This is a genomic window from Kineococcus terrestris (genome assembly GCF_041020755.1).
Lineage (GTDB): Bacteria > Actinomycetota > Actinomycetes > Actinomycetales > Kineococcaceae > Kineococcus > Kineococcus terrestris.
In genome coordinates, this window is the sequence record NZ_JBEUEI010000002.1 from 166,318 (window position 1) to 182,954 (window position 16,637).

The window sequence follows — 16,637 nt, forward strand, 5'->3', positions numbered from 1 at the left end:
ACGGGCGCGATCCTCCCAGACCCGCGGGGGCGGTGCTCAGCGCCGCCGGGCGCCCGGCGGCGCCGACGACCTCAGTGCTGGTGGGCGGTCTCGCGCTCGTCGGTGCGGCGGGCGCGCTGCGCCTGCAGGCGGGCCGCGGCGTCCTCCACCACGGGACGGGCGATCGTCACCGCGCGGTCCTGCACGCGGGTCCGGGTGGCGCGCACCCGCGGGGAGACCCGCTCCCACCAGGCGTCGTAGCGGGCGATCCAGCGGTTGCCGCCCGCGCGCAGCGGCGGCGCCGCGACGACGAGCAGGACCGCCGCCGCGAGCCCCACGACGAGGACGAACGTCACGATCAGGGTCGTCAGCACCACGCGTCCCACGATGCACCGGGGCCCCGCGCCGCACCACCGGACCCGCCGTGTCGTCACCGCTCCGTGATGGATACCTCACCGGAGAGTCACCGAACGGTCACGCGGGTGACGGCTCCCGCAGGCGCTGGCTGACCACCGTGGACACGCCGTCCCCGCGCATCGTCACCCCGTACAGCGCGTCGGCGACCTGCATCGTGCGCTTCTGGTGCGTGATGACGATGAGCTGGCTGGACCCGCGCAGCTCCTCGAACAGCGTGATGAGCCGGCCCAGGTTCGCGTCGTCCAGCGCCGCCTCCACCTCGTCCAGCACGTAGAACGGGCTGGGGCGCGCGCGGAAGATCGACACCAGCATCGCCACGGCCGTCAGCGAGCGCTCCCCGCCGGACAGCAGCGACAGCCGCTTGACCTTCTTGCCCGCCGGGCGCGCCTCCACCTCGATGCCCGTGGTGAGCATGTCGGAGGGGTCGGTGAGCACCAGGCGGCCCTCCCCGCCGGGGAACAGCCGCCCGAAGACCACCTCGAACTGCGCCGCGACGTCCGCGAACGCCTCCGCGAACACCCGCTGCACCCGCTCGTCGACCTCGCGGACGATGGCCAGCAGGTCCTCGCGCGAGCGCTTGAGGTCGTCGGACTGCTGCACGAGGAAGGAGTGGCGCTCCTCCATCGCCGCGAACTCCTCCAGCGCCAGCGGGTTCACCGTGCCCAGCTGGGCCAGCGCCCGCTCGGCCGACCGGCGGCGCCGCTCCTGCTCGGCGCGCACGTACGGGCGCTCCGCCGGTTCGGCGCCCTCCGGCGGGACCGGGTCGCCCGGCGCCGGCGGCGAGGGCGGCACCGGCCGGTCGGGGCCGAACTCCTCGACGAGGACGTCGGGGTCGGTGCCCAGCTCCTCCAGCGCGCGCCGGCGCAGCTGGTCGACGGTCCAGCGCTGCTGCGCGCGGGCCACCTCGTCGGCGTGCCGGGAGTCGCCCAGCCGCTGCTGCTCGGCCTGCAGCCCCTCCACGGCGCCGCGCGCACCGCTGACCTCCTGCGCGAAGCGGGCGCGCGCCTCCTCCGCGGCCGCGCGCAGGGCGGCGGCCTCGGCCGCCGAGGCGGCGTGGACCGCCAGCGCCCGCTCGGCCCCCTCGCGCACCCGGGTGGCGACCTCGGCCTGCCGGGCCCGGCGCACCCGGCGGGCCGCCGCCCGCTCCAGCGCCGCGCGCTCCTCAGCGGCCTGGCGCTCCAGGGCGTCGGCGCGCCCGGCCAGCGCCCGCGCCCGCTCCTCCGTCGTCCGCAGCGCCAGCCGCGCCTCGGTCTCCTCCCGGCCCAGCGCGCGGGCCGCCTCGGCCAGGCGGTCGCGCTCGTCGGTGCCGACGTCGCCGTCCTCCTCGGGGGCGGCCGCGGCCAGCTCCGCGCGCTCGCTGAGCTCCTCCAGCTCCGCGCGGTCGCTCGCCAGGCGCCCCAGCACCGCCTCGCGGGCCGCGCGGGCCCGGTCGGCCTCCGCGCCGGCCGAGCGCACGGCCGCGCCCAGCTCGGCCAGCTGCTCGGCCACGGCGTTCATCCGCGCGTCGGACTCGTGCAGGTGCTCCAGCGCCGCGCGCACGCGCTCCTCGCCCGCCGCGCGGGCCTCCTCGGCCGCGGCGACGGCCCCCGCGGCCCGCTCCCCGCGCCGCTCGGCCGCGCGCAGGGCGTCGGCGGCCTCGTCGACGGCCGCCTGCACCTGCAGCAGGCTCGGCGCGGACGCCGACCCGCCCGCGGCCCGGTGCGCCGCCAGCAGGTCGCCGGCGCGGGTGACGGCCACGAGGTCCGGGCGCGCGACCAGGACCCCGCGCGCCGCGGCCAGATCCTCGCACACGACGGCGTCGCCCAGCAGCCGGGCCAGCGGCGCGCCCAGCTCGGCCGGCGCGGTGACGAGGTCCAGGGCGGGGCGGGCGCCGGGGGGCAGGTCCCCGCAGGCCGCCGCGGGCTCGTGCCCGCCGGCGGGGGCTCCGGCGACCACCAGGTGCGCCCGCCCGGCGTCGCCGTCCTTCAGGTGCTCCAGCGCCGCCACCGCCTCGGCCGGCGAGGCGACCGCCACCGCGTCGGCGGCCGCGCCCAGCGCCGCCGCCACGGCCTGCTCGAAGCCCGGCTCCACGCTCAGCAGCGCCGCCACCGAGCCCAGCACCCCCGACAGCCGGTCACCGGCCGCCAGCAGCGTGCCCGCCCCGTCCCCGCGGGCCAGGCCCAGCTCCAGCGCCTCGTGGCGGGCGCGCCAGCTGGTGCGCTCGCGCTCGGCCTCGCGCTCCTCCTCGCGGGCCGCGCGCAGCGCCTCCTCGGCCTCCGCCAGCGCGGCCGAGGCGCGCTCGTGCTCGGCGTCGAGGTCCTCCTCGCCCTCCTCCACGCCCGCGACCTGCGCCTCCAGCGCCGCGAAGCGCTCCCGGGCGCCGGCGCCGCGCTCCTCGGCCTCCGCCAGCGCCTGCGCCAGGCGCTCGGCCTCCGCCTCGCCGGCCTCCACGCGCGAGCGCCGGGCCGCCACCTGCCCCTGCAACCGGGCCAGGCCCTCGCGGCGGTCCGCGGCCGCGCGCAGCGCCGCCGCGACCCGCCGGTCCTCCGCGAGCGCGGCGGCGTCCGCGTCCGCGCGCCGCGCCAGCACCTCGTCCAGCGCGGCGCGGCCGGCGGCCACGCGCCCGGCCAGCTCGGCCTCCTCCGCCCGCACCCGCTCCGCCGAGCGCGCCAGCTCCTGCGGGTCGCGGCGCCCCGCGGCCTCCTCCGGCTCGGCCGCCAGCAGGCGCAGCCGCTCGGCGGCCAGCGCCCGCACCCCGCCCAGGCGCTCGGCCAGCGCCTGCAGGCGGTGGTGCGTCTCCACCGCGCGGGCCAGCTCCGGCGCGGCGGCCGCGGCGCGGGCCTCGGCCGCGGCCAGGCGCTCGGCGGCCTGCGACAGGTCCGCCTCCACCTGCGCCTGGCGGGCCTTCAGGGCGGCCTCGTCGGCCTCGTCGCGGGCCAGCGCGCTCACGGCCTGGACCAGGTCGTCGGCCAGCAGACGGCAGCGGGCGTCGCGCAGGTCGGCCTGCACCACCTGCGCGCGCCGGGCCGCCTCGGCCTGCCGGCCCAGCGGCTTCAGCTGGCGGCGCACCTCGACGACCAGGTCGGCCACCCGCGTGAGGTTGGCCTCCATCGCGTCCAGCTTGCGCAGCGCCTTCTCCTTGCGGCGGCGGTGCTTGAGGACGCCGGCGGCCTCCTCGACGAACCCGCGGCGCTCCTCCGGGGAGGCGCGCAGCACCGCGTCGATCTGCCCCTGGCCGACGATGACGTGCATCTCGCGGCCGATGCCGGAGTCGCTGAGCAGCTCCTGCACGTCCAGCAGCCGGCACGGGGCGCCGTTGATGGCGTACTCCGAGCCGCCCGTGCGGAACATCGTGCGGGTGACCGTCACCTCGGCGTACTCGATGGGCAGCGCGCCGTCGGAGTTGTCGATCGTCAGGCTGACCTCGGCGCGGCCCAGCGCCGCGCGGCCGGACGCGCCGGTCGTGCCGGCGAAGATGACGTCCTCCATCTTGCCGCCGCGCAGCGTCTTGGCGCTGTGCTCGCCCATCACCCACGCCAGGGCGTCGACCACGTTGGACTTGCCGGAGCCGTTGGGGCCGACGACGCACGTGATCCCCGGCTCCAGGCGCAGCGTCGTCGCCGAGGCGAACGACTTGAACCCCTTGAGGGTGAGGGTCTTCAGGTGCACGGTCGTCGAGCCTAACCACGCCGGGCGCCCGCACCGGCGCGCCGCGCGGGCCGCCGGACGGGCGGTGCGCGGCGGTGCGGGGCCGGGTGCGGGCCGGGCGCGGGGCCGGGTGCGGCGCGCGCCGGACGGGCGATCACCCCCCGTCCCGTGGTACGACGGTCGTGGCTCCAGGACACCGTCGTCCGAGGCCGACGACCGTCCGGAGACGGGCGGACCGAGGACGACCGCTCCCCGAGCCGAGAGGACACCCGTGTCGACCCCCACGGTCGCGTCGCTGCGCGCGCGACTGCCCCGCCCCCGCCCCGTCCCCCTCGCCCCCCTCGCCCCACCGCCGGGCCCCGGCGCGAGCGCCCCCGGCCCGGCCGCCGAGCGGTCCGTGCCGCTGCGCGTGCTGCTCGTCGTCGCGCTGCTGTGCTCGATCGGCCCGCTCTCGATCGACATGTACCTGCCGGCGTTCCCGGCGATCAGCGGCGACCTGTCCACCTCGGCGACCGCGGTGCAGCTGACGCTGACCACCTTCATGGCCGGCATGGCGCTGGGACAGCTCGTGCTCGGGCCCCTGTCCGACCGCCTCGGCCGGCGCCGCCTGCTCCTGGTGGGGGCAGCGACGTGCTTCGCCGCGGGGGTGGTGTGCGTCCTGACCCCCTCGATCGCGGTGATGGTCGTGGCCCGCTTCGTGCAGGGCTTCTCGGGCGCGGCCGGGCTGGTCATCGGCCGCGCCGTCGTCGCCGACGTCTCCTCCGGCCGGGCCGCGGCCCGCGCCTTCTCCACGCTGGCCGTCATCCAGGGCGTCGCCCCCGTCGTGGCCCCGATCCTCGGCGGCCTGCTGGCCGGGCCGGTGGGCTGGCGCGGCATCTTCGGCGTCATCGCGGCCGCGTCCCTCGTCATGACGCTGGCCGTGCTGCTCCTGCTGCCCGAGACGCTGCCCGCCGAGCGCCGGCACAGCGGCGGCGCCGCGCAGGTGGCGGCGACGGCCCGGCGGGTCCTGGGTCGGCGGCGCTACGTCGGCTACGTGCTCACCGTCACCTCCGCGTTCGCGGGGATCTTCGCCTACGTCTCGGCCGCGCCGTTCGTGTTCACCAACGTCCTGGGCCTGAGCACCGGCTGGTTCTCCGTCGCCTTCGCCGCCAACGCGATCGGCATCGTCGCCGGCAGCTCCAGCTCGGCGCTGCTGCTGCGCCGGCTGGACCCGCGCACCGTCCTGACCGCGGGGGTGTCGCTGCAGATCACGTGCGCGCTCGCGATGGGCGCGGCCGTCCTGGTGCTCGGCTCCCCGACCGTCCTCGTGCTGCCGCTGCTGTGGCTGACGATGTACGCGGCGGGCCTGACGTTCGGCAACGCCACCGCGCTGGCCATCGAGCAGGTCCGCTTCGCCGCCGGCACCGGCTCGGCCGTGCAGGGCGCCCTGCAGTTCGGGTTCGCGGCGCTGGTGTCCCCGCTGGTGGGGCTGGCCGGGGAGGCCTCCGCCGTGCCGATGGCGGTGGTCATGCTCGGCGCCGCCGCGGTCTCGGCGACCGCGCTGTTCGCCGTCGCCCGCCCGTGGTCGCGGCGGCTGCCCGCGCCCGCCTGAGGAGGGTCCCCGGCGCGCCGCGCGGGGTCAGCGGGTCTCGAACCCGCGGGCCCCGCGGGCGGCGGTGCGGTGCTCCACGACCGCGGTGACGCGCCCCGGGCGCCGGTGCGCCGACGGTTCCGCGCGCAGCCGGGACAGCAGCTCGGCCAGCGCGGGCGGCGGGCCCTCGGCCACGACCTCCACCCGCCCGTCGCCCTTGTTGGCCGCGCTGCCGGCCAGGCCGAGCTCCAGCGCCTGCGAGCGCACCCACCAGCGGAAGCCGACGCCCTGCACGGTCCCGGAGACGAAGACCGTCACGCGCTCGGCCGCGCCGTCGCCGCTCACGCGGTCCTGGCCCGGGCGCCGGTGCCGCGCGGGCGCGGCTGGCAGCCCGGGCAGGTGAAGGACGAGCGGTTCATGAAGGTGTCGCGGCGCACCGTCGACCCGCACCGCGGGCAGGGGCGGCCCGCCTGCCCGTAGACGGCCAGGGAGCGGTCGAAGTAGCCGCTGGCGCCGTTGACGTTGACGTACAGGGAGTCGAAGCTCGTGCCGCCCGCCGCCAGGGCGGCGCTCATCACCTCGCGCAGCCCGGCCAGCAGCAGGTCCACCTGGGCGCGGCGCAGGGTGCGGGTGGGCCGGGCGCCGTGCAGGCGGGCCCGCCACAGCGCCTCGTCGGCGTAGATGTTGCCCACGCCCGACAGCAGCGTCTGGTCCAGCAGGGCGCGCTTGACCTCGGTGGTGCGCGCGCGCAGCCGCCGGGCCAGGTCGGCGTCGTCGAAGGCCGGGTCCAGCGGGTCGCGGGCGATGTGCGTCACCGGCTGCGGCACCAGCGCCGCCCAGGGGGCGTCCGGGTGCTCGCAGCGGCCCGCGGGCGCCCCCGCCACGGCGGACGGGTCCTCGGCCAGCGGCACGACGGCGACACCGCCGAAGGTGCGCTGGTCCACGAAGCGCAGCTCGGGGCCGCCGTCGGTGAAGCGCCAGCGGGCGCGCAGGTGCTTCTCCTCGGGGGCGTCCTCGGCCTCCACGAGCAGCTGACCGCTCATGCCCAGGTGCACGACGAGGGCCTCCCCCGTCGGCCCGGCGCCGCCCGGCTCCCCCGGCCGCCCGGGCACGGCCAGGGGCAGCCACAGGTACTTGCCGCGCCGCGCGGCGTCGGCGAGGACGGTGCCCTCCAGGCGGGCGGCGGCGTCGGCGGGCCCGGCGGTGTGCCGGCGCACCACCCGCTCGCCCCGGAACTCCACGGAGCGGACCTCGCGGCCGGCGACCCAGCGGGCCACGCCCCGGCGCACGACCTCGACCTCGGGCAGCTCGGGCACGGCGCGTCGTCGGGCGCCTCAGCGCTCGGCGGGCTCGTCGCGCACGGAGCGCGCGGCCCCGGCCTCGCGCAGGCTGCTCACCGCGGCCGCGGCGGCCTGCTGCTCGGCCTCCTTCTTGCTGCGCCCGGCGCCCTCGCCCAGCGGGGTGCCGGCGACGACGGCCTCGGCGCGGAAGCTCTTGGCGTGGTCCGGACCGGAGTCGGTGACCACGTACGAGGGGGCGCCCAGGCCCGAGGACGCCGTCAGCTCCTGCAGGGCCGTCTTCCAGTCGGTGCCGGCCGCGCCCAGCCGCTCGGAGGCCTCCACGAGCGGGGTCACCAGCCGCAGCACGAACGCGCGCGCGGTGTCCAGGCCCAGCGACAGGTACGCGGCGCCGATGACCGCCTCGAGCGTGTCGGCGAGGATGGAGGACTTGTCCCGGCCGCCGGTGGTCTCCTCGCCCTTGCCCAGCCGGACCGAGTCGCCCAGCCGCAGGCCGCGGGCCACGTCGGCCAGGGCGCGCATGTTCACCACGGACGCCCGCAGCTTCGCCAGGCGCCCCTCGGGCACGTCGGGGAAGCGGCGGTACAGCTCGTCGGTGACGACCAGGCCCAGCACGGCGTCGCCGAGGAACTCCAGCCGCTCGTTCGTCGGCAGCCCCCCGTGCTCGTACGCGTACGAGCGGTGGGTGAAGGCCTGCACGAGCAGCTGGCGGTCGATCGACACGCCGAGGTCGGCCTCCAGCCGGTCGGCGTCCACGTGGTTGCGCACGCCGGCCGGCCGGGAGCCGACCACCTCCTCCGAGCTCAGCTCAGAGGTCCTTGACCTTGCGGCCCTTGTACTCCAGGTACAGCGGGGTGCCGGCCGAGTCGGTCACGACCCGGGCCTGGTGCGGGCGCGCGTAGACGGCCTGGCCGCGCTGGGTGCTGCGGACCAGCGTCTCCTCCGACGCCTTCCACTGCGCGCGGCGCGACCGCGTGTTGCTGCGGGACATCTTCCGCTTCGGGACGGCCACGGTCAGCTCTTCTCTCTCGATCCGGACGGGTTCTCGTCGGGCTGCTGCGCGAGCAGGCCCTCCAGGGCGGACCAGCGCGGGTCCGCCGGTCGGTCGGGGGACGGGGCCTGCTCGGAGACCCCGATCTCCCAGTCCTGCTGGCACACGCCGCCGCACTCCGGCTGGAACGGCAGCTCCAGCACGACGGCGTCGCGCACGGCGGGCTCGATGTCGACGAGCTCGCCGGCGGCGACCTCGCGGACCTCGTCCTCCTCGTCGGCGACCTCCGCGGGCGTGCGGCCGGGGTAGGCGAACAGCTCCTGCACCTCGACGGTGACCTCCTCGGTCACCTCGGTGAGGCAGCGCACGCACTCGCCCACGGCCGTCGCGCGCACCGTCCCCGAGACCAGCACCCCCTCCATCACGGCCTCCAGGCGGAGGTCGAGGTGGAGGTCGCTGCCCTCCGGCACGCCGATGACGGCGATGCCGAGGTCGGCGGGCGCGGGCACGGTGGCGGTGTACGTGCGCATCGACCCGGGACGCCGCCCCAGCTCGTGCGTGGACAGCACCAGCGGCGCGGACGGGTCGAGCCGACCCTCCTGCACCTTGCTCACGGAACCGTCCTCCAGACGACGACTGCGGGTGGCGCGCGGGACGCGCCAGTCGGCCCCGCCGCGCGCGGTGAGCACCACGGGCGTCGAGGCCGGGGTCAAGGGTAGCCGAGCAGGTGCCCGCTCACCCAATCGCCGCCGCGAGCACCCCCGCGGTCGCCGCCGCGAGCACCGCGGGGGCTCAGCGGGCAGGGCTGGCGCCCCCGGGCCGCGGGGCCGCCGGGGCGCCCCCCTCCGCGGCGGCCGCGGGCGCCGCGCCGGGTGCCGCACCGGGTGCCGCCGCGCCGTCGGCCGCCCCGGTGCCGCCGGCGGCGGGGTCCTCGCCCGGGGTGCGGACCTTCAGCCGCTCGCGGCCGCGGCGGGCCTGCTGCTGCAGGCGCTCCAGCTCCTCCTCGAAGTCGCCCAGCTTGCCGTCGCACCAGGCGTCGGCGTCCACGCGCAGCCGGTGGGCCTCCTCGCGGGCCGTGGTGACGATGTGCTCGGCGCGCTCGCGGGCCGCGCGGGTGACGGCCTGGGAGTCGGTGAGCTCCTCGGCGCGGGCGCGCGCCTCGGCCAGCACGTGGTCGGCCTGCTCGCGGGCCGCCTCGAGCACCTCGTCGCGCTGCGCCAGCACGTCACCGGCCTGCTGGACCTCCGCCGGCAGCAGCCGGCGCACCTCGGCGACCAGCCGCAGCACCTGCTCGCGGTCGACGACCACCGACGAGGACAGCGGGACCGCCCGGGCCCCCGACACGAGCGCGGCGAGCTCGCCGAGCTTCTCGTGCACCTCCACGACTACCTGCTTCCTCACGGACGACCGGGACCGGCCCATCCTGCCGTGCCGCCGCCCGCGGCGGGGCCCCGCCCACGCCCGGACGGGTGCTCAGCCGGCCGCGTCGTCCACGCCACCCAGGCGCCGCAGCAGCGGCCCGTGCACCGCGGCCGGGACGAGGTCGCGCACGTCGCCGCCGTGGCGGGCGACCTCCTTGACCAGGCTGGAGGACACGTGCTCGAAGCGCGGGTCGCCGACGACGAACACCGTCTCCACACCGGCCAGGTGCCGGTTCATCAGCGCCATCGGCAGCTCGTAGGCGTAGTCCGTGCCACCGCGCAGGCCCTTGACCACGACGTCGGCGCCGACCCGGCGGCAGTGCTCGACGAGCAGGCCGCCGGCGAACTCCTCCACCCGCACCCGGGCCGCTCGCGGGTCGCCGGAGGCCTCGAGCGCCTCGCGCACCAGGGCCACGCGCTCCGGCCCGTCGAACAGGCCGCGCTTGGCGGGGTTGGTGGCGACCCCGACGACGACCTCGTCGAACATCGCCGCGGCGCGCAGCACGACGTCGACGTGGCCGACGGTGACCGGGTCGAAGCTGCCGGGGCACACGCAGCGGCGGGCGGGAGGGGCGTCCACGCGCGGACCCTAGCCGCCCACCGGCCCGTCCCCGCCCGCTCCCCCGCCGTCGTCGTCGCCCGGGAGGTGAGCCGTCCACACCGCCGTCTCGCCGTAGCGGCGCTCGCGGCCGGGCTCCAGCGCGGCCGGCCAGCGCGGGCGCGGGGAGCGGCTGCTGCGCTCGACGACGACGGTCGAGCCGGGGGCCAGCAGGGGCGCCAGCGCGGCCAGGACGGCCGCCAGCTCGTCCTCGCCCAGGGGGTAGGGCGGGTCCAGGAGGGCCAGGTCGTACCGCTCCCCCGCCGCCGCCGCGGCGCCCAGGTGGCGCTCGACGCGGTCGGCGACGACCCGCACCCCCGGCAGCGCCAGGGCCGCGGCGTTGGCGCGCGCCACCTGCGCGGCCCGGCGGTCGGCCTCGACGAGCACGACGCGCTGCGCACCGCGGCTGGCGGCCTCCAGGCCCAGCGCGCCCGAGCCGGCGTACAGGTCGAGCACGCGCGCGCCCCGGACGGCGCCGGCAGCCTCCAGCGCGGAGAACAGCGCCTCGCGCACCCGGTCGCTCGTGGGCCGGGTGGTCTGCCCCGGCGGCACCTTCAGGCGCCGCCCGCCGGCCGCCCCGGCGACGATCCGCGTCACGCGGCGGCCCCGGCGCGCGGCTCGCGGGCCCGGGCGCGCGCGGCGGCGTAGCCCCAGCCGATCGCCACCGCGGCCAGCGTGGCGACCACCTGCCCCTCCACGACCAGGCCGACGGCGCCGCCGGCCAGCAGGGCCAGCAGCAGCGGCAGGGTCGCCAGGACCGCCAGGTCCGGGCCGGTGGAGACCGCGGCCACGGCGGCGGTGGGCACGGCGCCCATCGCCGTGACGACCTGCGGGCGCGACAGGTCGGGGTCCGGGCGCAGCGCCCCGCGCAGGGCCGCGGCCGCCCAGCCGGGCCCGGCCAGCGCCCCCAGCAGCGCCCACGCCCACCAGGCCGTGGGACCGCCCGCGGTGACCAGCCCCGACGTCGTCGCGGCCAGCGGCACGGCCAGCGCGCCCCACAGCGCGCACAGCGCGGCCACCGGCAGCAGCCGCACGAGGACGACGGCGCGGGCGTCCACCGGCAGGGCGCGCACCGCCGCGGGCACCAGGACCGCGCTGCGGGCCGGCTCGGACAGGGTGGTGGCGGCCGCGTACCCGGCCGCCCACAGCAGCAGCGCCACGACACCCGGGTGGGCGGAGGTGGCCGCCGCCACGACCAGCGGCACGAGGACCAGGACGGCGGCCGTCACGAGCCGGCGCGGCTGGCGGCGCAGCAGGAGCAGGTCGGCGGTCAGCACCGCCCCCAGCGGCCCGCGCACGCGCGGCGCCCGCCGCCCGGCCGGGCGGGCGGAGCGGACGCGGGGGGGACCGTCGGCGGCCAGCGCCCGACCCGTCTCGCGCAGGTCCAGCTGCAGCAGCGAGGCCGTCAGCCGGGTCAGGCGGGCCGAGCCGCGGCGCAGCGCCGCGGCCGGGGTGCCGGCCACGTCGCGGTGCGCGCGCCGGCCGGGACCGGCCAGGGCGACCAGCGCGGCCAGCGCCGCCGCGGCCGCCGGGACGGCCAGCGCGGCGGGCGGCACGGACGCCACCGGCACCGCGGCCGCCGCCGAGACGGCCAGGAGGACGACGAGCACCGCGGCGGCAGCGTCCAGGGCGGCCGCGCGCCGCAGCAGCCGCGGCGTGGATGCGCGCGCCGGGTGCCGCACGAGCACCGGCAGCAGCAGCGCCGCACCCCCGGCGGCCAGCGCAGCCCCCAGCACGGCCGCCCCCGCCACGGCGGCGACGACCGTCCCCGCGCCGGCCGTCCCGGTGGCGCCCAGGGCGACCGAGGCCGCCCACGCGCACGTCAGCGCCCCGGCGGCGGCCAGCGCGGCGGCGCGCCGGCGCACGACGGGCCGCAGCAGCGCCCCGCGCGCCACCGGCAGCGGCGTCCACCACGCCGTCGGGGCGGCGGGCAGGCTGACCGGCCCCAGCCGGCACAGCCCGGCCAGCAGCAGCAGGACGGCGGCGACGGCCAGCCCGGCGGCGGCCGCCACGGCGGAGGTGCTGGTCACCGGGCCGGGTCCGGCGGCCGGCTCGGCCAGACCCCGCTGCAGCGCCTGGCGCAGCGAGGAGCTGGCCCCCAGCAGCAGGAGCGTGGCGATGGCGACCTCCAGCACCGTCGTGTACATGTCGGTGACGGCGGTGCGCAACCCGCGCAGGGCGCGCGCGGGGCTCGCCTCGCGGACCAGGTCGCGGCGGGTGGGCAGCGCGGCGCCCGCGGCGGGACCGGGCAGGGCGGTCGCGGGGCCGGTCGCGGAGCCGGTCGCGGAGCCGGTCGCGGAGCCGGTCGCGGAGCCGGTCGCGGAGCCGGTCGCGGAGCCGGTGCGGGCGCTCACGCGACCGGGTCCGAGACCACGCGGGCGGCCTCCTCGGCGTCCACGACCCGGCAGCCGGCGGGCCCGCCGTCCCCGGCGTCCGCCGCGTCGTCGACGACGACGGCGCGGTCGGCCAGGCCGCGCAGCAGGACGGTGTCGTGGGTGGCCACGAGCAGCGCCGTGCCCGCGTCCCGCTCGGCGCGCAGCCGCTCCAGCAGGGCGGCGCGCCCGGGCGGGTCCAGGCGCTGCTCCGGCTCGTCGAGCAGCAGCAGCGCGCGCGGGCGCACGAGGGCGGCGGCCAGCAGCAGGCGGCGCTTCTGCCCGCTGGACAGCGACACGGGCAGCTGGTCGGCGGCCCCGGTCAGCCGCTGCGCGGCCAGCTCGGCGTCCACGACGGCGGCCACGTCGCGCACGCCGTGGCCGCGGGCGACCAGCTCCAGGTGCTCGGCCACCGACAGCTCGGCGAACCAGGCGTCCTCGTCGAAGACGCAGGCCACCCGGCGGCGGAAGGACGCCGAGCGCTCGTCGACGGGCTGCCCCTGGAGCAGGACCTGCCCGGCCAGCGGCTCCAGCAGGCCGGCGACCGCGCGCAGGACGGTGGACTTGCCCGCGCCGTTGGCGCCGACCAGGCACACCGCCTCCCCGGGCGCGACGTCCACGGTGACGGGGGCGCACACCGGCTCGGCGCTCCAGCCGACGGACAGCTCCCGCAGGCTCAGCAGCGGCCCCGTCCCCGACGCCCGGGACGACCCGGACGCCCCGGACGCCTCCGCCGCGCGGGCGGCGCGCGGGGCGCGGGTGCTCACGCGCGCTCCAGGAACCGCTCGGTGTCGCCGGAGACGCGCTCGGCGACGGCCGCGGCCAGCGCCGGGTGCCCGGTCAGCGCCGGGTCGCGCTCGACGAGCTCGGTGGCGTCGCGGCGGGCCTCGGCGATGACGTCGGCGTCGCGCAGCACGCTGAGCAGCTGCAGGGAGGTGCGCCGCCCGGACTGCGCGGCGCCCAGGACGTCGCCCTCGCGGCGCTGCTCCAGGTCGACCTGGGCCAGGGCGAACCCGTCGGTGGTGGCGGCCAGCGCCTTCAGGCGCTTCCCGGCCGCCGAGCCCTCCTCCACGCCGGTCAGCAGCAGGCACGTGCCGGGCAGGCCGCCGCGGCCGATGCGCCCGCGCAGCTGGTGCAGCTGGGAGATGCCGAAGCGGTCGGCGTCGACGACGACCATGACGGAGGCGGTGGGCACGTCGACGCCGACCTCGACGACGGTGGTGGCGACGACGACGTCCACCTCGCCGGCGGCGAAGCGGCGCATGACGTCCTCCTTCTCCGCGGCGGGCAGGCGCCCGTGCAGCACCTCGGTGCGCAGGCCGCTGGTCGCCGGGTGCTCGCGCACGGTGCGCACGACGTCGAGGACGGCCGCGGCGGGGCGCTGGGCGTCCCCGGCGGGCGGCTCCTCCTCCGGCGGCTCCTCCCACAGCGCGTCGGTGCCCGGCTCCAGGTCCCCCGCGGCCGGGTCCGCGGGGGCCGCCGGGGCGGCGGCGGGGCCGTCGTCGCCGGGCTCCTCGCCGATGCGCGGGCACACCACGTACGTCTGCCGGCCGCGCGCGGCCTCCTCGGCGACGCGCTCCCACACCCGGTCGACCCAGGAGGTGCGCTGCAGCGGCACCACGGTGGTGGTCACGGGGGCGCGCCCGGGCGGCAGCTCGTCCAGGACGGAGGTCTCCAGGTCCCCGAAGACGGTCATCGCGACGGTGCGCGGGATGGGGGTGGCGGTCATGACGAGCAGGTGGGCGGTGCGCCCGCCGCGCCGGCGCAGCGCGTCGCGCTGCTCGACGCCGAAGCGGTGCTGCTCGTCGACGACGACCAGACCCAGGTCGGCGAACCGCACGTGCTCCTGCAGCAGGGCGTGCGTGCCCACGACGATGCCCGCCTCGCCGCTCGCGGCGGCCAGCAGCGCCTCGCGCCGGGCCGCGGCCCCCAGCGAGCCGGTCAGCAGCACGACGCGGGTGCCGCGCTCGTCGCCGCCGAGCAGCCCGCCGCGGGCCAGGTCGCCCAGCGCGGCGGTCAGCGAGCGCAGGTGCTGGGAGGCCAGCACCTCGGTGGGGGCCAGCAGCGCGGCCTGGCCGCCGGAGTCGACCACCCGCAGCATCGCCCGCAGCGCCACGAGGGTCTTGCCGGCGCCGACGTCGCCCTGCAGCAGGCGCTGCATGGGGTGGTCGCGGGCCAGGTCGGCGGCGACCTCCTCGCCCACGCGCGCCTGCGCGGCCGTCAGCGGGTACGGCAGCCGCTCGTCGAAGGCGTCCAGCGCCCCGCCGGCGCGGCCGGGGCGGGCCACGGCGCGCTCGGCGGCCGCCTCGTGGCGCCGCTGCGCCAGGGCGGTCTGCAGGACGAAGGCCTCCTCGTAGCGCAGCCGCTGCTGCCCGGCCGCCAGGTGCTCGCGGGTGTCGGGGGCGTGCACGGCGCGCAGCGCGGCCAGCGGGCCCAGCAGGCCGTGGCGGGCCACGAGCTCGGGCGGCAGGACGTCGGGGATCCCGTCGGCGCGCTCGTCGAGGGGGTCCAGGACGGCGCGCACGGCCTTCTCGACCTTCCAGCTGGCCGCCTTGCCGGTGGCCGCGTACAGCGGCACGGGGCGGTCGACGACGACCCCGGCGTCGTCGACGCCGTCGGGCAGCGCCTGGTAGTCGGGCCGCGCGAGCTGCAGGGAGTGCCGGAAGCGCTCGACCTTGCCGGAGACGACGACGGTGCGCCCGGGCACGAGCTCGCGGCGGTGGTGGGCGAACTGGTTGACGTGGCGGGCGAAGAACGTCAGGCCGATCGGGGTGCGCCCGTCGGTGAGGGTGACCTGCAGCAGCGCGCCGGCCCGCGCGCGCATGGGCCGCGGGACGGCGACCTCCTGCACGCGCGCCACGACGGTGACCTGCTCACCGGCCTCCAGGTCACCGACGGGGGTGACCTGGCCGCGCTCGACGTAGCGGCGGGGCAGGTGCCACAGCAGGTCGCGCACGGTCGCCAGGCCCAGCTCCTCGGCCAGCAGCGCGGCCGTGCGCGCGCCCAGGCGGCTGGACAGCGGTGCGTCCAGCTCGTCCACGCGGGCAGGCTACTGCGGCGCGCCGACAGCCCCGGTGCGGCTCACCGGCGCTCGCGGGCGCTGACCGGCGGCGCGTCCGGCGCCGGCGCCGGGGCGGGCACGCGCGGAGCAGCGGGAGCGGCGGCGTCGGCGGTGTGCCCGGCGCGGGCGACCCGGTCGCGGCCGGCGCGCTTGGCGGCGTACAGGGCCTGGTCGGCGCGCGCGACGAGCTGGTGCGGGGCCGGCGGGTGCCCGGCGTCCCCGGGCACGCTGACGGCCAGGCCGACGCTCACGGTCGGGCGCAGCGCGTCGACGCCGTCGGCGGGGGCCAGCGGCGAGCGGGGCAGGCGCAGGGCGGCGACCCCGGCGCGGAAGCGCTCGGCCACCGCGTGCAGGGCGTCGGCGCGCAGCGGTCCGACGCCGGGCCCGTGCGGGTCGTGCTCGTCGTGGACGAGGACGACGGCCAGCTCGTCGCCGCCGTAGCGGGCCACGACGTCGCCGGTGCGGCACACCGCGCGCAGCTGGTCGGCGACGGCGCGCAGGACGGCGTCGCCGGTGGCGTGGCCGTCGACGTCGTTGACGCGCTTGAAGTGGTCCACGTCAGCGAGCAGGACGCCGCAGGCGCGCCCGGCGGCCAGGTGCTCGGTGAGCACGGCGTCGAAGACGCGGCGGGTGGCCAGCCCCGTCAGCGCGTCGGTGCCCGCGTCGTGGCGCAGCCGCTGCACCAGGCGGTCGGTGCGGTCGCGGGCGGCGGTGAGCATCGCGGTGACGACGGCGAAGGTGGCCAGGTGGGCGGGCACGTCGCGGGCCACCGCCGCGGTGCCCTCGAGCACCGCCAGCAGGGCCGCGTCGGCGAGGACGGCCTGCGCGGTCAGCAGCCAGGCCGCGGCGCGGCGCAGGTGGTAGGCGGCGTACAGCGCCGGCCAGCCCAGGTAGACCTGCGCGCCGAAGGAGGTGTCCTGCGTGAAGACGTCCAGCAGGAGGACGAGCAGGCCCGCGCCGGAGGCCAGCAGGACGGCCGCCCACCCGGGGCAGCGCTCGGGGCGGGCGACGGGCCAGGCGCTGGCCAGCGCCATCACCGCGGCCGCGCCGACGGTGGCGGCCCAGCCGCCGGGGCGCTGGCCGAGGACCTCGGGCGAGACGAGGCCGTTGACGACGGTGTAGACGGCGCCGCACAGCGCGAGGAGCCCGACGACGCGGGTGGCCGCCACGGGCTCGCGCGGGGTCCACCAGCGCGGGCGGCCGCCGGCGCGCGGGGTCGTGGGCTGGTCCACGTCCGTCCATCGGCAGGCGCGGGGCCCGGCTGCAGGGCCGGACGGGCGGTTCGCGGGCACGGTCGCGCCTC

15 protein-coding genes are annotated in these 16,637 nt (G+C 79.2%); 1 reads left to right on the forward strand and 14 read right to left on the reverse strand.

From position 1 onward, the window contains the following. Window positions 1-71: 71 nt before the first annotated feature. Together AB8M62_RS02115 and smc are read right to left on the reverse strand one after the other, a co-directional pair. Window positions 72-356, reverse strand: a complete 285-nt coding sequence (locus AB8M62_RS02115; protein WP_369054002.1) for a hypothetical protein — start codon at window positions 354-356, stop codon at window positions 72-74. Between the two features lie 97 nt (window positions 357-453). Next, window positions 454-4,044, reverse strand: coding sequence for a chromosome segregation protein SMC (gene smc, locus AB8M62_RS02120; RefSeq protein WP_369068494.1), 3,591 nt, complete (start codon window positions 4,042-4,044; stop codon window positions 454-456). A 250-nt stretch (window positions 4,045-4,294) separates the two neighbouring features. On the opposite strand from smc, the gene AB8M62_RS02125 reads away from it, so the two are divergent. Beyond that, entirely contained in the window at window positions 4,295-5,614 is a 1,320-nt protein-coding gene (locus AB8M62_RS02125; protein WP_369068495.1) for a multidrug effflux MFS transporter, read from the forward strand. 27 nt (window positions 5,615-5,641) lie between these two features. Here the strand turns inward: AB8M62_RS02125 and AB8M62_RS02130 are convergent, their stop codons facing one another. The 12 genes from AB8M62_RS02130 to AB8M62_RS02185 form a co-directional block, all read right to left on the reverse strand. Continuing rightward, window positions 5,642-5,938: an acylphosphatase gene (locus AB8M62_RS02130; protein ID WP_369068496.1), complete on the reverse strand. Its 297-nt coding sequence runs from the start codon at window positions 5,936-5,938 to the stop codon at window positions 5,642-5,644. After that, the gene (gene mutM, locus AB8M62_RS02135; protein WP_369068497.1) at window positions 5,935-6,909 is read right to left on the reverse strand and encodes a bifunctional DNA-formamidopyrimidine glycosylase/DNA-(apurinic or apyrimidinic site) lyase; all 975 of its coding nucleotides are present in this window, start codon (window positions 6,907-6,909) and stop codon (window positions 5,935-5,937) included. Before mutM ends, AB8M62_RS02130 begins: the two co-directional genes overlap by 4 nt. Window positions 6,910-6,927: 18 nt before the next feature. Then, complete coding sequence (gene rnc, locus AB8M62_RS02140) at window positions 6,928-7,683, reverse strand: ribonuclease III (protein WP_373694830.1); 756 nt, start codon at window positions 7,681-7,683, stop codon at window positions 6,928-6,930. A 16-nt stretch (window positions 7,684-7,699) separates the two neighbouring features. Then, window positions 7,700-7,903, reverse strand: a complete 204-nt coding sequence (rpmF, locus tag AB8M62_RS02145) for a 50S ribosomal protein L32 (protein ID WP_369053995.1) — start codon at window positions 7,901-7,903, stop codon at window positions 7,700-7,702. Between the two features lie 2 nt (window positions 7,904-7,905). Beyond that, complete coding sequence (locus AB8M62_RS02150) at window positions 7,906-8,487, reverse strand: YceD family protein (RefSeq protein WP_373694838.1); 582 nt, start codon at window positions 8,485-8,487, stop codon at window positions 7,906-7,908. A 187-nt stretch (window positions 8,488-8,674) separates the two neighbouring features. Beyond that, window positions 8,675-9,283, reverse strand: a complete 609-nt coding sequence (locus AB8M62_RS02155) for an ATP synthase subunit B family protein (RefSeq protein WP_369053993.1) — start codon at window positions 9,281-9,283, stop codon at window positions 8,675-8,677. 72 nt (window positions 9,284-9,355) lie between these two features. Continuing rightward, complete coding sequence (coaD, locus tag AB8M62_RS02160) at window positions 9,356-9,883, reverse strand: pantetheine-phosphate adenylyltransferase (protein ID WP_369068498.1); 528 nt, start codon at window positions 9,881-9,883, stop codon at window positions 9,356-9,358. Between the two features lie 9 nt (window positions 9,884-9,892). Continuing rightward, a complete protein-coding gene (rsmD, locus tag AB8M62_RS02165) occupies window positions 9,893-10,498 on the reverse strand; it encodes a 16S rRNA (guanine(966)-N(2))-methyltransferase RsmD (RefSeq protein ID WP_369068499.1) in 606 nt (201 codons plus the stop codon). After that, window positions 10,495-12,255 carry a DUF6297 family protein gene (locus AB8M62_RS02170; protein WP_369068500.1) on the reverse strand — a complete coding sequence of 587 codons (1,761 nt, stop codon included), beginning with the start codon at window positions 12,253-12,255 and terminating at the stop codon, window positions 10,495-10,497. Before AB8M62_RS02170 ends, rsmD begins: the two co-directional genes overlap by 4 nt. Next, window positions 12,252-13,040, reverse strand: coding sequence for an ABC transporter ATP-binding protein (locus AB8M62_RS02175; protein WP_369068501.1), 789 nt, complete (start codon window positions 13,038-13,040; stop codon window positions 12,252-12,254). The genes AB8M62_RS02170 and AB8M62_RS02175 overlap by 4 nt, the downstream gene beginning before the upstream one ends. After that, on the reverse strand, window positions 13,037-15,313 hold the full coding sequence (locus AB8M62_RS02180) for an ATP-dependent DNA helicase RecG (RefSeq protein ID WP_369053988.1): 2,277 nt from the start codon (window positions 15,311-15,313) through the stop codon (window positions 13,037-13,039). Before AB8M62_RS02180 ends, AB8M62_RS02175 begins: the two co-directional genes overlap by 4 nt. 41 nt (window positions 15,314-15,354) lie before the next feature. Further along, window positions 15,355-16,566 (reverse strand): GGDEF domain-containing protein, encoded by a 1,212-nt coding sequence (locus tag AB8M62_RS02185; protein ID WP_369068502.1) that lies wholly within the window; start codon window positions 16,564-16,566, stop codon window positions 15,355-15,357. Between the last annotated feature and the right edge of the window lie 71 nt (window positions 16,567-16,637).